Raw genomic sequence first — 20,287 nt, 5'->3', positions numbered from 1 at the left:
ACCTGAATTGTAAGAAACTTAAGTTAGCCTCTGCGTCTTTCCAAAAGAATCATCATCATCAAGCTTAGAACAAGGCGTTCTTCTTCGCCTTCTTGAAAATCGGATATTTTTGATACTGTAAAACGGCGCCCAAAGAATGAAGGCTCTTTTTTCAATTTAGCTACTTTAGTTCCATTTGGCCTGGTTACTATATAAGCGGGGTTAAACAAATAGCCGGTAAATATGCCTAGCAAAGGTATTTCTCCCAGGATTGCATCACCTACTTTTACCCAGCCATTCTCTTCACTAATAAACATATCTTGTATCCTGTTTTCATCATATATTTCGTACCGGGCTTTCCAGATAGAAGCCCATCCTTTTCTGGCTACCCGTCCTATTTCCAAACCCCTGGTATCAGCAAAAATATAGGCTGCTGAAAAATCAATCCATTTGTTGGCTTTTATAGTATACAATACCTGTGACTTAGACTCATTATTAAAAACCTGTACTTCCTCAATAAACTTAAAGAGTTTTTGTCTGACAAAATGAATGACTGTGCCATTGGCATCCTCTACAATAAAGTCATTAGAAAACGTAGATATTTTAAAGGTAAACGTTAATGGAAAACTTAGATTTTTCAAATTTCAACGTATAAAAGATTAAACATTTATTCCTAACCCATTTTCAGCAGACTATTAGTATCTCCTACCGATTGGTTTGTAAGTACTTGTTGATGCCTCCCCAATGAGAAATAATCAATTCCAGCTCATAGGATAGTTCTTATCTACATATTCAAGTGCATCTTCTGTCAGCAGCAAAGGACGGAAAGTATCTATCATCACAGCCAGTTCTTCTGTTTTTGTGGCTCCTATACTGGCTTCCGTTGTACCCGGATGAGGGCCATGAGGGAGGCCGCCAGGGTGCAAGGTGAAAGAACCTCTTTCTATGCCTCGCCTGCTCATGAAATTTCCTTCTACATAATACAGTACCTCATCTGAATCTATGTTAGAATGATTATAAGGGGCAGGAATAGATAATGGATGATAGTCGAATAGCCGGGGCACAAATGAGCAAATAACAAAATTATGTGCCTGGAAGGTTTGATGCACAGGAGGTGGCTGATGAATCCGTCCGGTTATGGGTTCAAAGTCATGGATAGAAAGCGCATAAGGATACAAAAAGCCATCCCAACCTACTACATCCAGCGGACTAAATTCATAGATGTATTGATGCAGGTACCCGCCTTTTTTAATTTTTAGCAGATATTCTCCTTTTTCATCGTCTATCGCTAATTCGGCCGGAGGCCGGATATCCCGCTCACAATAAGGTGAATGCTCTAACAACTGGCCTAGCTCATTCCTGTATCGTTTTACTGTTTCTATTGGGCCGGCAGACTCAATAATCAGCAACCGTACCGGGGCATCATCAAACTGAATCTTATAAATAGTGGTGCGTGGAATTACCACATAGTCGCCGGCTAAAAACCGGAGTTTGCCAAACTGGGAAATCAAATATCCGCTACCTTCATGTACAAAAATCACCTCATCAGATTCGCCATTTTTGTAAAAATAATCCATTTGCTTGCCCGTAGGATTACACATAGCTAGAGATACATCACTATTGGCTAGCAACGTTTTACGGGCTTCCAGAAAATCTTTGCCAGTACTTTGTAAAACAGACGTTTTCAGATGAGTTTGCAGCAAAGGATTATCTTTGGCAATCGTATACCCAAAAGGGATAGGCTTATCTACTTGTTTTACTTTAGTAGGAGGATTTTTGTGATAGAGTATAGAATAAATACCGTGAAAACCTTTGGAACTTACCAGCTCTTCTTTATACAGGCTACCATCGGGCTGCCTGAATTGAGTATGGCGTTTATGAGGTATTTCTCCTAATTTATAATAATAACTCATATAAATTGGGTTATAATGATTCTTCAATAGAAACAGCCGGTAGTTTATAGGCTAATACAACTCATTAACCTATAGACTACCGGCTGTGAAAGGATCGGTAACCGAAGTTTATTTCACGGCTACTTTCCCTTTTTCAATTTCGGCAGCTCTATCAAACAGATTAAGCGCTTGGTTGTATACTTCGTCATTAGATGACATTACCTGATAGTATTCATTATTCAATCCTGTACTTCCACTGCCACTTTTCCATACACTCCGGGCAATTAGTGCTTTTAACTGTGTACGTATAAATTCTTTGGAACGGTTGTATTCTAGTTCATTAAATTGGGCTCCTGCTGCCGTACCATTGTTGACTACGTCTTTCATCATCTGGTCTGTCACAGCAAAGTTATTTTTGAAGTCTTCAAACTTCATTTTTTCCAGCTCAGCTTTATTTTTGGTATAATAGTTAAAGGCGTATTCACGGATGATGTTGGCATTAACTAATTTGTTCAAGTATTTGGTGTTGTAACTTGTATCTAAGGGTACAAATACATCGGGCATAATACCACCTCCACCATAAACTGTGCGGCCTTTTACCGTCTGGAATTTTAAAGAATCATTAAACTTGATGCTGTCTGCATGGAAAAGTTCTCCATGTTCATACCTTTTCATCACATCCATAGTATAATCTTCATCTTCTCCCTCGTGGGTATATGGTTTTTGTATACTACGGCCACTCGGCGTGTAATATCTCGAAATAGTTAACCGAAGCTCAGATCCATCTTCCAAAGGAATAGGGGCTTGCACCAAACCTTTTCCAAAAGAACGCCTTCCCACAATTAGGGCTCTATCATTATCTTGTAAGGCGCCTGCTACAATTTCAGAAGCAGAAGCACTCCCTTCATCAATCAGCACTACTACTGGTCCCTTCTCAAATACACCATTAATATAAGCATTCACTCTGGAATCGTACCGCGATTCTTTTCCATCGGTATACACAATTAGCTTATTTCCTGCTATAAACTCATCTGCCATATTAGTTGCCCGGTCCATATAGCCGCCGGGGTTTCCTCGCAAGTCGAGTACTAACTGCTGCATACCTTCATTTTTAAGAGTATTCATGGCTTTCTTAAACTCTTCATAGGTATTGGCAGCAAAACGGTTTACTTTAATATATCCAGTTTTGTTATCAATCATGTAGGTAGCATCAATGGAATAGGTTGGTATTTTGTTGCGCGTTACAGTAAAGTTCAACAAATCATTAGCCAGGCCACGTTTGATTCCTATTTTTACTTTAGAACCTTTTGGACCTCTCAACCGGCTAAATACAGTAGAGTTGTCCACCTCTTTACCAACCATCGGTTTGCCATCTACTTCCACAATTTTATCTCCGGCACGTATGCCAGCAGTTTCAGAAGGGCCGCCTGCTATCGGGGCTACCACAAAAACAGTGTCTTTAAAAATATTGAACTCTACTCCAATTCCATCAAAATCGCCTTCCAGTTGGGCTCTGGCCATTTGCAGATCTTTGGCAGGAATATACACCGTATGTGGGTCAAGTTTTTCCAGCATCTTCTCAATAGAATAATCTATGAGGTCTTCTGTATTTACAGTATCTACGTAATCTCTGTCGATATGCGTTAATATTTCTTTATATTTCATATAACCTTTGGTTATACTACTCATATTAGAGCTACCCCCAAACATAGTGGCTCCAATAAATATACCTCCTGAAATGGCAATAGCCATAAGCAGAGGTAATCTGACATAGAACTTTGAATTATTAATTTTACTCACCTTGTATGAAATTTTGAGTTAAGAGAATGCTGACCGATGTTAATGGCTGAATAATAAGATTAAGTAAATTAAATATACGAATAAGCTAAAAGAAAAGTAAATTCGAAAGTCTATAAAATTTTATAAATACTGTCCTGTGCTTTACTTATTTTCATATAGTTATTCGTTAGTATAACAAAAGAGTGTAGTATAAAGTTGGCTAATTAACCTACAAAATACTAATTAAACTGTATGAGCGGCTTATGCGTTAAATTTCCATTTAAAAACACGACATATAAAATATAGCAGTGGACTTAATCTGACAAAATAATTATCTTTGTAAAAGGCTCTTAATACTACCAATACTGTGGAAATTAGCAACAAGAAGATTACAGACCTAGTAGACGAAAACTATGTATTCGCCTATGTTTTGTATTATTTTGGAATCCAGTTTTATGAATATTCTGAAAATACGCTTAAGCAGGTGTGTATACAGAAAGGGCTAAATGTGCATCAAGTAGTGCAGAGTCTGGAATCTATCTCTGAGCCGGCAGAATCACCTTATTCAAAAGTACCCGTTGATGAGCTGCCAATAGATCTGGTAATAGAATACCTGAAACATACCCATCATCTATTTATAAAGCAGAAGCTGCCGTATATTGCCCGGCTAATTGAGAAGCTGAATCCTAGCCTTATACCGCTAGCCAAAGATCTACAAATTGTGTTTCCTTTATTTGTAGAAGATTTTATCTATCATATCTATGAAGAAGAAGATACCCTATTCACCTATATCGCATTACTGGCTTCTGCTAAGAAGAAAAAATCGTATGCCAGCCGGGTATTTTTAGAAATGGAAAAGCACTCTCTTCAGAAATATGCCATGGATCACGATACACACGATGATGAAATGCAGGGCATCCGCCAGATTACAAATGGATATTTGTTAGAAAAACAGTATGGATTGCATATAAAGGTAATATTTTCAGAATTGAAAGCCTTTGAACAAGAGCTAAAATTACATGCACGTATAGAAAATGAAATTCTTTTCCCAAAAGCCCTTGCTTTAGAAAAAGAAGTAAGAGACTATATCCATAAAATTATACCTATGAACTAAATCCGGCTAATTGTATGTAGTATGCCTATGGGTAGATTGATGGCTATAGATTATGGAGCTAAAAGAGTGGGCCTGGCAGTATCTGACCCTATGCAAATTATTGCAACTGCACTGGATACTGTAGCTTCCAAAGATATTTTTGACTACTTAAAAGTATATGAGCAAAAGGAAGGTATAGAAGCTTTTATTGTAGGCATGCCAAAACAATTAAATAACACTGATTCTTCCAATGCTCCTTTAGTAAAACAATTTGTAAAACAACTGCAGACGCAATTTTCCGGTACGCCTATACATTTGGCCGACGAGCGGTTTACATCCAGTATTGCCCTGCATACCATGATAAGTGGAGGCATGAAAAAGAAAGACCGCCGCGACAAAGCGAACGTTGACAAGATAAGCGCTGTTTTGATTCTGCAAAGTTTTATGGAGAGCAAAAGATAAGAAAAATTAACTAATGAGGCAGTTTCTTCATTAGTTAACATAATCGTTAATTTTTCGCTGTTGCTCCGTAATTTATTAATCAATATTCAATATACATTATAATGATTTATCCGATTGTTGCTTATGGCGACCCAGTATTAAAAAAAGTAGCTGTAGATATAGAAAAAGGCTCCTTAGATGTAAAACAATTAGCTGACGATATGTTTGAAACCATGTATGAATCGCATGGGGTAGGTTTAGCAGCTCCACAAATTGGAAAAAGCATCCGGATGTTTGTAATAGATGCTGAGCCGTTGGATGAAGACAAGTTAAAAGGCTTTAAAAAGGTTTTTATCAATCCGGTTATCATAGAAGAACGTGGCAAAGAATGGGCTTTTGAAGAAGGCTGTTTAAGCATACCTGGTATACGGGCAGATATTTACCGGAAAGAGACTATTAAAATCCGCTATTTCGATACCGATTGGCAAGAACATACGGAAGAGTTTGATGGGTATGCTGCTAGGGTAATTCAGCATGAGTATGATCATATACAGGGAATATTATTTACGGATTATCTCTCTGCTATGAAAAAACGTCTGCTAAAGTCTAAATTGACTGATATTAGCCGCGGACAGGTCAAAGCTGAATACCGGATGAAATTTCCTATAAAATAGGTAGCATCTATTAAAGGTGAGTACCTAATAAAAACAAACGCCTGTCTGAGTTTTTCGGACAGGCGTTTGTTTTAAAAATATGCTTAATTACCGGTAGTAGCTGTAGTGTCTTTCTTGGGAGCACCAAATATTTTATTTTTGAGACGTTTCTTTTCTTCCTCTATGCGCTTTTTGGCTTCCTCTTCCAATTGCTTTTTCTTGGCTTCTGCTTCTGCCTGAATCCGCTCTTGTTCAGCCTTGGCTCTTGCTTCTGCTTCTGTTTTTAACCGGTCTGCTTCTTCGCGTGCTTTGGCTTCTGCTTCTGCTTTAACCTTATCTACTTCTGTATTTACTTTATCTTTCACAGCTTCTGTAACGGCTTCTTTTACCGTGCCTGTTGCACTGCTGCCTGCCAATCCTATTTTAGGCTGTGCATAAGAACCTCCGATGCTCAAATCTAGTTTAATGGTTTCAGCATTGGCAACTGGCTTTCCGGTAAGCGAGGCAAGTGCTGTATTTATTGTATTCCCTAATTGTCCGGCCGGAATATTCATTGCTACTTTATAATCCAAAGAACCATCAATGCCATTGCTTCCTGCTATATTCATTTTGTAGGGGCCTGCGGCTACATCAAACGGCTTAAAATGGATACGGCCTTCTTTCACTTCCGCCTGCATTATAACATCTTTCAGTTGAATGGTTTCTAGATCTTTTAATTTTGTAAAGCTGCTCAGGTTGCTCAAAACAGGAGCATCTTTTACTACAGCACTTAATAATTTGATGATACCCCCACCGGTTAACGTATTATATAACGGCATCATGTCCTGGCCTAAACCACCGGCAATTTTAAAATCTGTGGAGAAATTACCTTGAATATTCTTAGCTAAGGGCATAAGTGCTTGAACTGTATTGAATGTCTTATAGGCTTCGGATACAGCTACATCAGCTATGTTTAACGTAAAATCAAATGCAGGATTCTGTAGGTCTTTAGTATCATACGTACCACTAGTAAGGAACCGGCCACCTAAACTATTAAAACCTAATTTATCCATACGTACCGCCCCATCTTTTACTATAATAGTACCTGCCATATCGGTCATAGTCATATTATCGTACAATACTTTGCCCATGGTAGATACCAGTGTAAAATCAATATTCTTGGGTACTTCCACTACAGTAAGTGGTTCTTCTTCAGTAGCAGGAGCATTGGGATCTTCGGTCATCCATTCATTTACATCGAACTGATTGGATTTGAATGACAGATTTCCCCGGATAGTCTGATTTTCTTTAAACAAATAGGCTATATAATTAGACAATGTACCTGTCATAGTTACATCACTCTTCCCTAGAAAACCTTTGAAATCTGTCAGGTTGATGTACTGTGGCGTAAAATTCATTGCTGCATGATCAACTTTTACACCTTGAGGCATGTCTGCACTGATATAGGTAAAATTGTTAAGCTCCATAGTGCCGCTAGTTGGCAGTTTATCGTACCGCTCAGCCTCTACATCAGACATTTTACCTTTAGTAGCAATATCGGCCTTTGCTTTTCCGGTTAAGGTCATCCCTTCTAACGGATAAATTTTAGTCAATTTGGTTAGGTCAGCTGTACCTTTCACTTGTACATCATAGGTGTAATCATCAAAGTTTTCGATGTAGGCATTGGCTTGAAGCGGTTCTCCTTCCAGCACCATATTAAAATCATTTACCCATACTTTTGTATCTGCCATCTGCCCTGACTCATTTTTGACAGTTGATGTAAACTGTAATTGCTCTAAAGGGGCAGGAAAATCTTTTGATTTTACATAGCCGTTTTGCAGGCTCATATTGGCATCAATAGCAGGCATGGTTTTTCTAGCCTCACTGTATACTCCTTTGGCTTTTAAATTCAGGTTATACAATCCTTTCAGGGTCATTCCCTCGATCGGGAACATTTGGGTTAGTTCTGCCAGGTTTAATTTAGCTTGGACATTGGCATCCACATCATAATTGGTTAATCCTTTTACGAGCACACGTCCATCTATAGGATTCTTACCAAAGTCTGCATGAAATTTCTTTACATCTATTATTGTATTGTCAAGTATACCATCCTTATTATCTACCTTCATATCCACATTGATATTAGTCACAGCTGTTGGCAAATCAGGGTATTTCATCATCGCATCACGAACTTGCATATTCACTCCGAAAGCAGGCAGTTGTACGGCATTGTACGTTCCTTTGGCATAGCCATCAAAAGCAATATTTCCCTCTGTTTTTACATCTTTAAAGCTTTCCGTGTATATACCTGGCACCAATGAGAGCAGGCTCTTGAAAGTATTTTCTTTTGCCTTATACGTAATATCCATGTTAATATTCGTGTCGGGCATAGCAACATACCCATCGAAGCCAAAGGCAAAATCATTTAATTGAACAGTATTATCTTTAAAAGTATATTTGGATTCGGGCAAGTTCATACTCAACGTCATGTCGGCATTCAGCTTTTTATTACGCAGATACTCTGTTCCATCATATAATACCGTAAGTGCTCCTACATCTGTTAAGGTTTTCATGTCAAATAAATCCTGAGTAAAATCCCCACTGCCACGGTGATTTAAATTAACAATGCGTGCGTACATCGGCATACTTCTGTCATCGTATACCACGTACCCATTACTGATAGACCAGTTATCAATACCAAAAGCGAATTCGGACTTGGCTGTATCAGCCACAGAAGCAGTATCTTCCGGAGAAGGTATATAAATGTCCCAGTTTGCTTTTCCGTTTTTGAGTACTTTGGCATAAATACGCGGTTCTTCCAAGTCTAAGGCCTTTACTCCGATTTTATCGCCTTTGATAACACTCATGATGTTTACGGTAACTTCGAAGGATTTAATAGCTGCTAGCGTATCGTTTTTAAATTCTCCTTTACCAACTATCCCAAAATTTTGCATGGAAGCGGTAATATTTGGAAAATGCCTAAATAGGCTTACACTGAAGTCATCTGCATCGAAATACACGTTGGCATCTACTTTTTTAGCTATTTCCTGATCAATTTTAGCCTTGATCTCATCCTTATATATAACCGGAAGAATGAATGCTGCGCCAAGCAAAACTATAACTATACCGAGGATTATTAAAAGTGCTTTCTTCATGAGTCTATCAATTTTGTAATTTATCAGGCTTCAAAGGTATGTGTTAGTATACAGAGTAGTCAAAAACTTTATGATAATTATATAATTCTACTAAAAGTTTTTAGGTATGAAAATATGCTTCCTACTGCTGTTATGTAAGGTTTGGCAACTTTCATACCATTTTACAGTCATTACTTTAACATGAAAAAAGTAGTTGAAGTTTATTCTGCGTTAGATAACTTAAATCAAGTTGCTTGACTAGCATAACTTTTTATTAGAGACGTATTCAATTCATACCTTTTATATTTCGGCTGACTTTGTAAATGGCAGCATGTGTTATCAGAAATTCACTTATGTATGTTTCTGATTAAATAGTGCCAATTCGATAATCAAAATGAAAGGATATTAGGTAAATCAACTCTGATTCAATACAAATTTATTTAGCAGTTTAGTCAGAAACTAAATACAAAATCTTGATTATCAGCGATTTAAAATACATTCATAGCATATTCCCTCCTAATGTAGGAATAAAACCTATTTGATAAAAATAAATAGAACTTATATAAATTTTAATTTGTATTTGTGCTATTAATGCTATAAATAGTAAGATTTTATAAGAATTTAAATAAGCCAAAAGAAAGCATAAGCTTTCGATTTAAAATGTTAACTAACTCAACTAATCAACGTAAAAGACCAACACATTTAGTTACTTAATTACTTTTTTTTCATTATTACCCAGAGCAAAATTTAAAATTTCATCCATTTAAAAAATCTTATAACCTTTAACTAAAGAATAACATGTTGCTAGTAAAAACCAAACTTGGTTTAAGTAAGATAAGTGGCATTGGCTTATACGCCGATACGTTTATACCCAAAGGCACGATTATTTGGCGCTTCGTGCCTAAGCTAGACCTGAAATTTAATGAGAAGGAATATCAGGCCTTTAAGCAAAAACATGATTGTGAAAGAATAGATAATTATATTTATAAGAGCAAAATCAGCGGATGTTATATACTCTGTACGGATGATGCCAGATTTATCAATCATTCATATGAACCAAATACAATAGATACGATGGATGATGTAGAAGGGCTAACCATTGCATCTAAAGATATTTTTCCTGGGGAAGAAATAGTTTCTGATTACCAGATGTTTGATGCAGACTTCGATAGCTATAAGCATTTGCTATTGAGCGTAGCACAATAAATTCACCAAAAAGGCTTACATACTGTAAGCCTTTTTTCTGTTTTATGCTTAATTTTTTTTCTTCAGAAAATCGAAGGGTTTCCTTGTTGTGTCTTCGCTTTTCTTGTTGTTCTTTTTTTCTTTTTCCCGTTGTTTTGCTTTTTTCTGCTTTTCTTTAGCTTTTTGTTTCTTCTTTTTTACTTTCTCTTTGCGCTTCTTTTTCTTAGACTTTTCTTTGTCTTTGCTATTAGTGTCTTTTTTGTTCCAGCTAAACTTGTTATCCAGCGGAAAATAATACCGCAAACCTATGTGAAAGTTATTTACTTTATCAGCTAAGCGTTTTTCCCCTGTGGTTTCTGCAACTCCTTTATTAAATAAATAATTGTATCCGGTAGTCAGGTGAAATCCTAATAATCTAAACCCTACAGCAGGCCCTACAGCGAAGCTTCCATGGTCAAAATCTGTATAATATCCGGCATTGGCTCCTAAAGTAAGCGCTATTCTACCACGCTTCGTCCAGAAACCTGCCTGGTAGCCCAATACATTATCTGCTATATTATACGTTACATTGGCTGTAGCAGCTATTAATCTTGGATTAGTTAACCTTACTTTACGCCAATGGATTTCGCTGCCGAATTCAAAAAAAGTAGACTTCCCGCGCTGCACGCCTAGTATTACGCCATAGTTCCGCTGAAACAATTTTGCTTTAGCTGCTTGTGCATCTAAAATATCAAATTTTGATACAGCCAATGAGCCAGGTGTATAGGTTCTGGCAGAAGTATAATGGCTAGCATATTGCGCCTTACCAGCTATAGTAAAAGCTAAATACACTGCTAGAAAACAAAAATAATACTTCATAGAAGCTTTTATTTGTGATAGATAATAAACAGATGAAATCAATGGATACGTCTTGTCAATTTTTACGCCATAAAGCAAATAGATAAGCAAATAGTTACCATGCATTTACCTGAAAACGGTACTTCTGTATATTCCGATATAATATAATTTGCTAATGTTTAGTTGAGAGTGGAGAGTTTCAGATAGAATTTTATCAAAAAGCCTTCCAGATCTTTACTTCCAGAAGGCTTCAAACTGAATTTTAATCAATTATTCCACTGTTACAGATTTTGCCAAATTACGGGGCTGATCTACGTTGCATCCACGCATCACAGCTATATAATAAGAAAGCAATTGTAAAGGTATAACAGATAACAACGGAACTAATGCTTCATGCGTAGCAGGAATCTCAATAACGAACTCTGCCATCTGTTTAATTAATTTGTCTCCCTCTGTAACCACAGCTATTACTCGCCCCTTACGCGCTCGCACCTCCTGAATATTCGATACTACCTTTTCATACGAACTGTCTTGCGTAGCAATAAATACAACAGGCATTTCTTCATCAATCAGGGCAATGGGGCCATGTTTCATTTCGGCAGCCGGGTATCCCTCAGCGTGTATATACGATATCTCTTTCAGTTTTAAGGCTCCCTCCAAGGCAACAGGGAAATTATATCCTCTACCTAAATACAGAAAATTACGTGCATCTCTAAAAATGCTCGATATATACTTTATCTGACTATGATTATTTAATGTTTTTTGTATTTGATCAGGAATCGCTTCTAAGGCATATAGTAACTCGCGATACAAAGAATCTGAGATAGTCCCTTTCGTTTTTGCTACTACTATAGCCATCATAGTTAATACCGTTACTTGAGCAGTAAATGCTTTTGTACTAGCAACTCCTATTTCTGGTCCGGCATGCGTGTAAGCCCCTGCATGGGTGGCTCGCGGAATAGAAGAACCTACTACATTACATACACCAAAAATAATAGCTCCTTTAGATTTTGCCAGTTCAATCGCAGCCAGGGTATCGGCAGTTTCACCAGATTGCGATATGGCTATTACAACGTCGCCCTCGTTTATAATCGGGTTGCGGTATCTAAATTCGGATGCATATTCTACCTCTACAGGTATACGGGCCAGCTCTTCAAATACATACTCTGCTACTAAGCCTGCATGCCATGACGTTCCGCAACCTAATATAATGATCCGCTGTGCCTGGGTAAGTTTATTGATGTATTCACGTAAGCCACCTAATAAAATATGTCCTTTATGAGCATTTATCCGGCCACGCATACTATCTTTTACTGACTTGGGCTGCTCAAAAATTTCTTTTAACATAAAATGCTCGTACCCACCTTTTTCAATAGATTCCAGCTCCAGTTCTAATGTATGCACATAAGGAATAATTGGAATATCTTCCAGGCTTTTTATACTTAAGTGGTTATTGGCAATGACCGCAATATGATGATCATCCAGATAGATAACTTCTTTGGTGTATTCTATAATGGGTGTAGCATCTGAAGCCAGAAAGTATTCATCTTTCCCTACGCCTATTACCAAAGGGCTTCCTTTTCTGGCTGCTATAAGCCTTCTGGGATTATCTTCCGACATTATGACAATGGCATATGCGCCTACTACTTTCTGAAGTGCCAGCCTTACTGCTTCTTCCAATGAGCAATTGGCATGTACCTGAATATCTTCAATAAAATGAATCAGCACCTCAGAATCTGTTTCACTCAAAAAGATGTGGCCTTTATTAATTAAATCTTGCTTGATTACACTGTAATTCTCAATTATGCCATTATGTATAATAGCCAGCTTTTTATCAGATGAGTAATGCGGATGGGCATTTACATCGTTTGGTGCTCCATGAGTGGCCCATCTGGTGTGGCCAATCCCGATATTACCAGCCAGATGAACATCTTTTAAATGGGCTTCCAGATCACTTACCTTACCTTTTTTCTTATATACATTTAATCCTCCATTTAACAAAGCCACACCAGTACTGTCGTATCCACGATACTCCAGGCGTTTTAAACCTTTAATAATAATTGGATAAGCCTCTTTATGGCCTGTGTAAGCTACAATACCACACATGATTTATAAGTTTTAATGAAATAGTTTATTTACAGATGTTACCAGTCTTTACGCCGATAATCTATTCAAATACTGGCGAAACTACAAATGTACCGTTCTGATAAAATAAAAAAATTGTATTTACTTAATGAATGGTACATTAAATAAATACAATTATATATCTATTACTAATCCCTACTGCTTTATTTCTGTGTAATATATCTGCAGCTTTAAAGAGTTTGTAGGATGCTGTTGATTTCCTAAAATCAGCCTGCTAACTGAGTTTTCAAGTGAAGAACCAGCAATAACAGGATAAGAAGGTCTACCTGAAGTAGGTGGATAAAAAGATTCCAATGTAAGCGAAGGAACAGTTAAATACATAGCCGGGCTTATTGTTTCGCTACTATTTAGAATTTGTTGCAAATATTGGGTTATATCAAATCTGTAAGAGTTATCTACAGAATTGTAATTAGATGTTATAGGAGCTCTGCTTGCATTTAGATTAGAGAAAGCCTCTATTGGTACATATATACCATTGGAAGTTTTTAAGGGTTGCCCGCTGGAATTTGCCCGGTAGAGAATTAATTCAGCCGGCGGTGGAGTAGTGTTACCTGTTTTACTTTGTACTGGCTGTACAATTATATAAGCCTGATTGAGTCTAACTGTTTTACCCTCCTTTAATTTTTGAAAGTGGGGTATTTCGATTTTAGTCATTACACCACCACCACCTTCAATGGCTGTTTCCTGCGAAGTAACAGTGGAAGAAACGGGCTGGTTCATTGAAAGCATATCCCAGGGTGAATTTCTGTTGCTGGTTACCTGATTAAAAGCACGGGTTTCATCCAATATAAAATCGAAAGTATTTTGTGTTTGAGAGGCAGCATTGCGGTAATATACTCTCATGCGGGTAGCTGCACTTAAAATATTAAATCCAACAACAGCACTGTTTGAACCTGGGTCAGCAACTAATACAAAGCCTTTGAGTGCCTCCCGAACAGCTGGTCTGTTTTGTCCGTTTAATGCAATTAATTGGTTACTTACACTTGGGTCTAATTTAATTTTCAATGTATCACCGGTAACTCTTGGTGCAGGACGCCATTGTGCACTTCCAAGGATAGCAGGGGAAAAAGAAATACTACTGTTGTTATAATAACGTATCGTGTCTATCTGATTTTCTACCTGGTATAGGCTCAGGCTTTGTGCTGTCGTGGTATCTCCATAAATATAATTCTTTCTCAAAGACAGCACAACAGAATCGATGGAAGGCGAATCGCCAAAACGTAAAATGGAATCGGTGACGGAATAAATCTGAAAGTAGCTAGTAGCTGAAACATTTCCCAGCTGTGGATCTGTATAAGCTCCGGAAAGCAAATACCGGTTAGAAGCAGGGATAATCAAACCATTTCTAAGAGAAGTCCGGACAGAATCCACTAGCACGGTAGAAGTTTGAACAGTTACAGTATCTGTATACTGTACTCCAAAAGATTGGCCTGGGTTTTTTATGTCCAGGCCAATATCTCCAGGTTCTTCGCAAGCAAACAGAGTAAATACAAGAAGAGAGAAAAGTGATACTTTCTTAATTAAAAAGCTCATTATACAGATTATAATAGGAATCAGAGAAATTTCCGTTCGGCTCGATAAAGTTAATTTTCTTGTTATTATCGAATGTTTCGAACAGATTATTAAGGCTTTCGCTAAAATCTTCGTCTGCCTTAATAATGGCATCAGCATACTCCAGGCCAATTTTAATAAACCCTTCATAATCTGCTGATTTAAGATGGGTCAACATTTCATCTTCAATGTCAATCATCTTTACTTTATCGAGTAAGTTTTCATCAAATTTATGTGAAAAGAAACTATTGTAAACAGTGAATACAGTTTTAGTATCTTTAAACATCGGATCGTTTTTGTAGGTAGTTTTCAGATACATAGGAATCAAACTTGTCATCCAGTCGTTGCAATGAACAATATCAGGCGACCAACCCAATTTTTTTACTGTTTCTATTACTCCTTTACAGAAAAAGATAGCCCGCTCATCATTGTCTTCATGAAACCGGTTCTCTTTATCAAAGAAAACGGATTTCCGGTGAAAATAGTCTTCATTGTCAATAAAGTATACTTGCAATTTGGCACTCGGCACCGAAGCAACTTTAATAATTAAGGGTTTTTCCTCTTCACCTACAGCAATATTAATCCCGGAAAGTCTTACTACTTCGTGTAACCTATTTTTACGTTCATTGATCAAACCAAAACGGGGAACAAGAATTCTGATTTCCATGCCTCGTTCTTGCATAGCCTGTGGTAGTTTTCTTACAAAGTCTGCTACCTCAGAGGTCTGGAGAAAAGGATTGATTTCGCTTGCTACATAAAGTATTCGGAGTTTTGACATATATGTGTGGATTTGATACTTCCCATTTGATGGCTTGCAAAAATACAAAAAAATTCTCGCATTTCAAGATTTTTTACCTGGATTGGTGTATTATTGCGCATGTGTGTCCTTACAAAAGCATTTTTGACAGAATATATCCTGCTTTAAAAACAGTTCACAAAATTTCTTCCAACAAAAATAAGTATCAAAAGCTGTAAAGGTTAATCTGCTTATCATATCCTAGCCATCTGTTTATTTCTTTACTATTAGTTGCTTCTCATATCCAGGTTTTATGCATCTTTTTACTGATATACATTCCCTGCAGGGATTTTTAACTGCTTATAAATATGCTGGAAAAAAAATTGGGCTGGTACCAACGATGGGCGCCTTGCATAGCGGTCACTTATCACTGATTGAGAAAGCCCGGCAAGAATGTGACCTGGTGGTGTGCAGTATATATGTAAATCCTACTCAATTTAATAATCCTAATGACCTTGTTCATTATCCCAGAACTGTTTCCAGCGACCGCCAACTATTAGAGTCTGTAAATTGTGATGTATTATTCTTACCGGATGACCAGGTGATGTATCCACAAAAAACATTGCTGAAATTTGACTTTGGTTATCTTGAACATGTAATGGAAGGAAAATACCGGCCCGGACATTTTAATGGTGTTGCTACCGTAGTATCTAAACTATTACATATAGTAAAGCCGGATCAAGTATACTTTGGCCAAAAAGATTTACAACAATTCGCTGTTATTCGTCAATTGGTAACCGATTTATCGTTTGGTGTACAATTGGTTTGCTGCCCAATTATACGCGAAAAAGATGGCCTTGCTATGTCTTCCAGAAATGTACGTCTTACAGCAAACGATAGAGCCTTAGCCCCGCTGCTTTATCAAAGCTTACAATTGGCTCAAAAATGGGCCTCAGCTATGTCGGTGGAGCAGGTTAAAGAAGCGGTTGCAAGGCACTTGGCTGCAACAGCAGGTATACAGCTAGAATACTTTGAAATAGTGGATAGTTATACGCTACAACCAGTAAAAGAAGTAGACGAGCATGAGATGGTTTCTTTATGCATAGCTGCTTACATAGGGGAAATACGGCTCATAGATAATATATTTCTGAACAACTCTGCTAATTACAAATAAATCAGCTTATTACTCTATTTTTTTATACTAGTATAAGCCGGACTTACTTCTATTTAGCATAAATATTTTCAATTACTTACAAAGGTTTGCTGATATTATTTTCTTTTCTAAGCCTTTGTCCAGTAGCTACTCCGCCAAACATTACACTAACTACTAGTGCTTTATGTTCCTTTGCCAATACATCCTACCAGGCAGTCAGGTAAGTTCAGAATTTGAGCGTGGCTATTTTAGCTTAAAAACAATTTTAAGCTACGCTAGTGCCTTGCTTTAAGCCATCGCTTGACAGTAAGGTAAAGAAAAGTAACCGTTAAACTGCCATAGACTATTACATCTGCATTGTTTTAAAACCATCCGCATCAGGCAAGTCTATTTTTTTCCTCAATCTTGTAATTATAATTTTTTTAGCTAGAGGTAAATGTTGGTACGTGCAAGCAATTTTTGGTTCATATCTGCTGAATAATCCATATTCATAATCGTTGCTAAAAGTTATTGCAAAAATTATTTAAAAAGAGTTGGCTTAATTTATCATTCATACAAGCAGATGAAAAAATATAAAGACTTTAATGTTGGGGTTAAGCAAAGTGTAGTAATTGTTTTAATAGCCATTATAGGTAGTGTTTCCGGGTATTTTTTGAACCGGATGTATACCAAACAAGTACAATACGGAAACTTGCTATCAGTAACTGAGCGGCAAGCAATGATCCTGAAATTACTGTCTGCCAGTACCCCTCCTAATGCTAATTCAACTGCTCAATCTGCACAACTCATCCAAAATAACAGCTTTTTATTCCAGTCAGCTCAGGTAGCTTTACTACAGGGGGGGAAAGTAGCCAATACCCTCTATGTACTACCGCAGGCCGATGATGAAGATAAGAAAGCAAGCAAGTTGTTGCGTACAATAGATAAGCTTTGGAGCCAGTATAAGCAGGAATCTCAGAGAAATGCCTCCATGAAATCGGCTAATCAACAGGCATCTATACAAGACATTTTGAGCAACCTCGAAAAGCAGACATGGGAACTAAATACTCATTTTCAGGAGCTCAGCACCAGACATACGCAATGGATGCATATGGCCATGGCCTTACTAGCTATTGTTATGTTAGCTATGATAGGTTTTGTTTATCTTCTGTTAGAAAAGTTCTTTAAGACTCCCATTCAGCAAATTGCCGAAGTTTCTGTACGGGCAGCTTCAGGTGATTTATCTCATATAATAGCCTATGAAGCTAACGATGAACTAGGCAAAATTGCTCAGTCATTAAACAGAGTTACACAAAACCAGCTTCAATTATCTGATTTTGCTGAGAAAATTGGCGAAGGAGATTTTACGATACAATACACCCAGTTAGGCGAAGGCGATAAACTTGGGCAATCGCTGGTAACTATGCGCGAAAAACTTCAAAAAATTTCAGCAGAAGACCGAAAAAGAATATGGGCTACCGAGGGTATGGCCAAATTCGGAGAGTTACTCAGATCTAACAGCGACACTATTGAGCACCTGGCCGAAAAAATAATTATAGATTTAATAAAGTATTTGCAGGCTAATCAGGGCGCTATCTTCATTACACAAGAAGAGCAAGAAAATGTATACTTAGAACTACTTGCTGCATATGCCTGGAACCGTAAAAAACACCTCAAACGAAGAGTAGAACCAGGCGAAGGCTTAGTAGGACAGGTATACCGGGATAAAGACACCGTGTACCTAACAGATATTCCGCAAGACTTTGTTACCATTACGTCCGGCCTAGGTAAAGCTAATCCGACTTGCATGCTGCTTGTGCCTCTCAAAGTGAATGAAGAAGTACATGGTGTAATTGAATTGGCTTCTTTCAAAGAATTTGCTCCATATGAGATTGAATATGTAGAAAAACTTTCTGAAAGTATTGCCTCTACGCTTTCTACTGTTAAAACAAATGAACGGACCAAGAAATTATTATCCGATGCCCGCCGGTTAAATGACCAGATGCGCCAGCAGGAAGAAGTAATGCGGCAAAACCTGGAGGAACTCAATTCAACACAAGAAGAAATGCAGCGGAAAGAGGTAGAACTTACCGGTTTGTTTACCTCTATTAACAATACGTTACTGACGGTAGAATTCGATTTGAATGGGTTTGTACTGACAGCTAACGAAAACTTTTGCCGCTTAATGAATTATAGCCTGGAAGAAATTAAAGGCGAACACCATGGCTTGTTTTCAGACAAGCAATATATGCGTTCAGAAGAATACAGCCAGCTTTGGCAGGAGCTAAAAAGGGGGGTAATTAAAGCAGGCGATGAAAAGAATTACACTAAAACTGGCAAAGAACGATGGATAAGCGGCTCCTATACACCTGTATTAGATAAGTCGGGAAATCCTTATAAAATTATTCACCTGGCGCACGACATTACCGAAAAAAAGCGGGATGAAATACAGGCCAGAAGATTGTCGCTTGTAGCCGATAACACCGATAACTCTGTAATCATTACTAACAAAGATGGTCAAATAGAATTCGTAAACGAAGGATTTACACGAATGACTGGCTATACGCTGGAAGATGTGCTGAATAAAACTCCCGGCAGTTTGCTGCAAGGCCCAGATACCAACCAGGAAACTGTACTGGCCATGCGGAAATGTATTCAGGAAAAAAAGCCATTTACAGGAGAAGTACTCAACTACAATAAGCAGCAGGAAACTTACTGGATTTCTCTATCTATTAATCCGGTGTTTACTGAGAAAGGCGATATTGATAAATTTATTTCTGTACAAGCCAACATTACCGATACCAAAATTAAAAACCTGGAATATAACTCGAAACTGGAAGCTATCAGTAAATCTAATTGTGTGGTAGAGTTCACTATGCAGGGCAATATTCTACAGGCCAACGAGAACTTCTTAAAGCTTATGGAATATTCACTGGAAGAAATCCAGGGCAAACACCATAGCATCTTTGTAAGTGCTGTCCGCAGGAATATGCCTGAGTATAAGCAGCTGTGGCAAAAACTGAACAACAATGAATTTGTTTCGGGTGACTTTATCCGTAATACTAAATCGGGTAAGGAAATATGGGTTAGAGGGATATATAATGTCATTCTGGATATTGATGGGAAGCCCAGCAGAATTATAAAGTTTGTACAGGATATCACTTCAGAAAAGCATCTGGAACTTGAGGCTAAGAAACAGGCACAGGAATTAAGCCAGCAGGGAGAAAAGCTTCGCAAATACACTGCTGAATTGGAAGAACTCCAGCGGACACTCAGCAAGAAACTTGAGGAGGCCAAAGCAGAAATGAAGATCCAGATTAAAGATTTGGAAGCTGAAAAAGCTAAAAATACAGCTATTTTAGAAGGATGTGTAGATGGGGTAGTTGCCTTTAATCACCGGGGAACAGTAGAATTTTTCAACAAAGCAGCTGAAGATATCTGGCGTATTTCGAGAGCAGAGGTTCTCAGAAGAAGCATTACACTGCTCATGCCTATAAAGTTTGTGGACAACGGACTGGATGACGGATCTTCCAAAGTAATTTTTTCAGATAAGGATACTATAAAAGATATCGGTATTCGTACAGAAGTATCCTTCACAGATAAAGATGGCGAAGATGTAGCGGTGTTGCTTACACTTACCCAAGCCAAACACGGCGAAGAGCATACGTACACACTCTTTGTTCAGAAGATTTCTGTAGAATTATTTTAATACTTATAAAACTGGCACTACTTCATATACTTCATTTTTTTA

At 37.7% G+C, this 20,287-nt stretch carries 14 protein-coding genes; 6 read left to right on the top strand and 8 right to left on the bottom strand.

The annotated features are described in order from the left end of the window. Nucleotides 1-23 precede the first annotated feature (23 nt). From Q0590_RS14810 to Q0590_RS14800, 3 genes are all read right to left on the bottom strand, one after another. A complete protein-coding gene (locus Q0590_RS14810; protein WP_302038340.1) occupies nt 24-620 on the bottom strand; it encodes an LURP-one-related/scramblase family protein in 597 nt (198 codons plus the stop codon). A gap of 114 nt (nt 621-734) precedes the next feature. After that, on the bottom strand, nt 735-1,892 hold the full coding sequence (locus Q0590_RS14805; protein ID WP_302038339.1) for a homogentisate 1,2-dioxygenase: 1,158 nt from the start codon (nt 1,890-1,892) through the stop codon (nt 735-737). Between the two features lie 108 nt (nt 1,893-2,000). Further along, nucleotides 2,001-3,536 carry a S41 family peptidase gene (locus Q0590_RS14800; protein WP_436714346.1) on the bottom strand — a complete coding sequence of 512 codons (1,536 nt, stop codon included), beginning with the start codon at nt 3,534-3,536 and terminating at the stop codon, nt 2,001-2,003. A 481-nt stretch (nt 3,537-4,017) separates the two neighbouring features. Here Q0590_RS14800 and Q0590_RS14795 point away from each other — a divergent pair, with 481 nt between their 5' ends. The 3 genes from Q0590_RS14795 to def all read left to right on the top strand — a co-directional run bounded on the left by Q0590_RS14795 (nt 4,018) and on the right by def (nt 5,858). After that, complete coding sequence (locus Q0590_RS14795) at nt 4,018-4,764, top strand: hemerythrin domain-containing protein (protein WP_302038337.1); 747 nt, start codon at nt 4,018-4,020, stop codon at nt 4,762-4,764. 27 nt (nt 4,765-4,791) lie between these two features. Continuing rightward, on the top strand, nt 4,792-5,205 hold the full coding sequence (gene ruvX, locus Q0590_RS14790) for a Holliday junction resolvase RuvX (protein ID WP_302038336.1): 414 nt from the start codon (nt 4,792-4,794) through the stop codon (nt 5,203-5,205). Nucleotides 5,206-5,306: 101 nt separating this feature from the next. Then, complete coding sequence (gene def, locus Q0590_RS14785; protein ID WP_302038335.1) at nt 5,307-5,858, top strand: peptide deformylase; 552 nt, start codon at nt 5,307-5,309, stop codon at nt 5,856-5,858. 83 nt (nt 5,859-5,941) lie between these two features. Here the strand turns inward: def and Q0590_RS14780 are convergent, their stop codons facing one another. Then, on the bottom strand, nt 5,942-8,971 hold the full coding sequence (locus Q0590_RS14780) for an AsmA family protein (RefSeq protein WP_302038334.1): 3,030 nt from the start codon (nt 8,969-8,971) through the stop codon (nt 5,942-5,944). A gap of 777 nt (nt 8,972-9,748) precedes the next feature. Here Q0590_RS14780 and Q0590_RS14775 point away from each other — a divergent pair. Continuing rightward, on the top strand, nt 9,749-10,156 hold the full coding sequence (locus tag Q0590_RS14775) for an SET domain-containing protein (protein ID WP_302038333.1): 408 nt from the start codon (nt 9,749-9,751) through the stop codon (nt 10,154-10,156). Nucleotides 10,157-10,204: 48 nt separating this feature from the next. Here the strand turns inward: Q0590_RS14775 and Q0590_RS14770 are convergent, their stop codons facing one another. The 4 genes from Q0590_RS14770 to Q0590_RS14755 all read right to left on the bottom strand — a co-directional run bounded on the left by Q0590_RS14770 (nt 10,205) and on the right by Q0590_RS14755 (nt 15,446). Next, on the bottom strand, nt 10,205-10,993 hold the full coding sequence (locus Q0590_RS14770; RefSeq protein WP_302038332.1) for a hypothetical protein: 789 nt from the start codon (nt 10,991-10,993) through the stop codon (nt 10,205-10,207). A gap of 249 nt (nt 10,994-11,242) precedes the next feature. Continuing rightward, nucleotides 11,243-13,078 (bottom strand): glutamine--fructose-6-phosphate transaminase (isomerizing), encoded by a 1,836-nt coding sequence (gene glmS / locus Q0590_RS14765; protein ID WP_302038331.1) that lies wholly within the window; start codon nt 13,076-13,078, stop codon nt 11,243-11,245. A gap of 174 nt (nt 13,079-13,252) precedes the next feature. After that, nucleotides 13,253-14,650, bottom strand: coding sequence for a DUF4270 family protein (locus tag Q0590_RS14760; protein WP_302038330.1), 1,398 nt, complete (start codon nt 14,648-14,650; stop codon nt 13,253-13,255). Next, nucleotides 14,634-15,446, bottom strand: a complete 813-nt coding sequence (locus Q0590_RS14755; protein WP_302038329.1) for a glycogen/starch synthase — start codon at nt 15,444-15,446, stop codon at nt 14,634-14,636. Before Q0590_RS14755 ends, Q0590_RS14760 begins: the two co-directional genes overlap by 17 nt. 271 nt (nt 15,447-15,717) lie before the next feature. On the opposite strand from Q0590_RS14755, the gene panC reads away from it, so the two are divergent. Both panC and Q0590_RS14745 read left to right on the top strand, forming a co-directional pair. Continuing rightward, the gene (gene panC, locus Q0590_RS14750) at nt 15,718-16,578 is read left to right on the top strand and encodes a pantoate--beta-alanine ligase (protein WP_302038328.1); all 861 of its coding nucleotides are present in this window, start codon (nt 15,718-15,720) and stop codon (nt 16,576-16,578) included. A gap of 541 nt (nt 16,579-17,119) precedes the next feature. Continuing rightward, nucleotides 17,120-20,245, top strand: a complete 3,126-nt coding sequence (locus Q0590_RS14745) for a PAS domain S-box protein (protein WP_302038327.1) — start codon at nt 17,120-17,122, stop codon at nt 20,243-20,245. The last annotated feature ends 42 nt before the right edge of the window (nt 20,246-20,287 follow it).

The organism is Rhodocytophaga aerolata, from assembly GCF_030503435.1.
Classification (GTDB): domain Bacteria; phylum Bacteroidota; class Bacteroidia; order Cytophagales; family 172606-1; genus Rhodocytophaga; species Rhodocytophaga aerolata.
The sequence above is the reverse complement of the archived record's forward strand: the minus strand, read 5'-3'. Positions and strand labels throughout refer to the sequence as shown.

Bases quoted from the DNA above. Each gene is read 5' to 3' on its own strand.
- Q0590_RS14805 (WP_302038339.1), bottom strand. From the start codon at position 1,892: ATGAGTTATTATTATAAATTAGGAGAAATACCTCATAAACGCCATACT.
- Q0590_RS14800 (WP_436714346.1), bottom strand. From the start codon at position 3,536: ATGAAATATAAAGAAATATTAACGCATATCGACAGAGATTACGTAGAT.
- ruvX (WP_302038336.1), top strand. From the start codon at position 4,792: ATGGGTAGATTGATGGCTATAGATTATGGAGCTAAAAGAGTGGGCCTG.
- def (WP_302038335.1), top strand. From the start codon at position 5,307: ATGATTTATCCGATTGTTGCTTATGGCGACCCAGTATTAAAAAAAGTA.
- Q0590_RS14780 (WP_302038334.1), bottom strand. From the start codon at position 8,971: ATGAAGAAAGCACTTTTAATAATCCTCGGTATAGTTATAGTTTTGCTT.
- Q0590_RS14775 (WP_302038333.1), top strand. From the start codon at position 9,749: ATGTTGCTAGTAAAAACCAAACTTGGTTTAAGTAAGATAAGTGGCATT.
- Q0590_RS14770 (WP_302038332.1), bottom strand. From the start codon at position 10,993: ATGAAGTATTATTTTTGTTTTCTAGCAGTGTATTTAGCTTTTACTATA.
- glmS (WP_302038331.1), bottom strand. From the start codon at position 13,078: ATGTGTGGTATTGTAGCTTACACAGGCCATAAAGAGGCTTATCCAATT.
- Q0590_RS14760 (WP_302038330.1), bottom strand. From the start codon at position 14,650: ATGAGCTTTTTAATTAAGAAAGTATCACTTTTCTCTCTTCTTGTATTT.
- Q0590_RS14755 (WP_302038329.1), bottom strand. From the start codon at position 15,446: ATGTCAAAACTCCGAATACTTTATGTAGCAAGCGAAATCAATCCTTTT.
- panC (WP_302038328.1), top strand. From the start codon at position 15,718: ATGCATCTTTTTACTGATATACATTCCCTGCAGGGATTTTTAACTGCT.
- Q0590_RS14745 (WP_302038327.1), top strand. From the start codon at position 17,120: ATGAAAAAATATAAAGACTTTAATGTTGGGGTTAAGCAAAGTGTAGTA.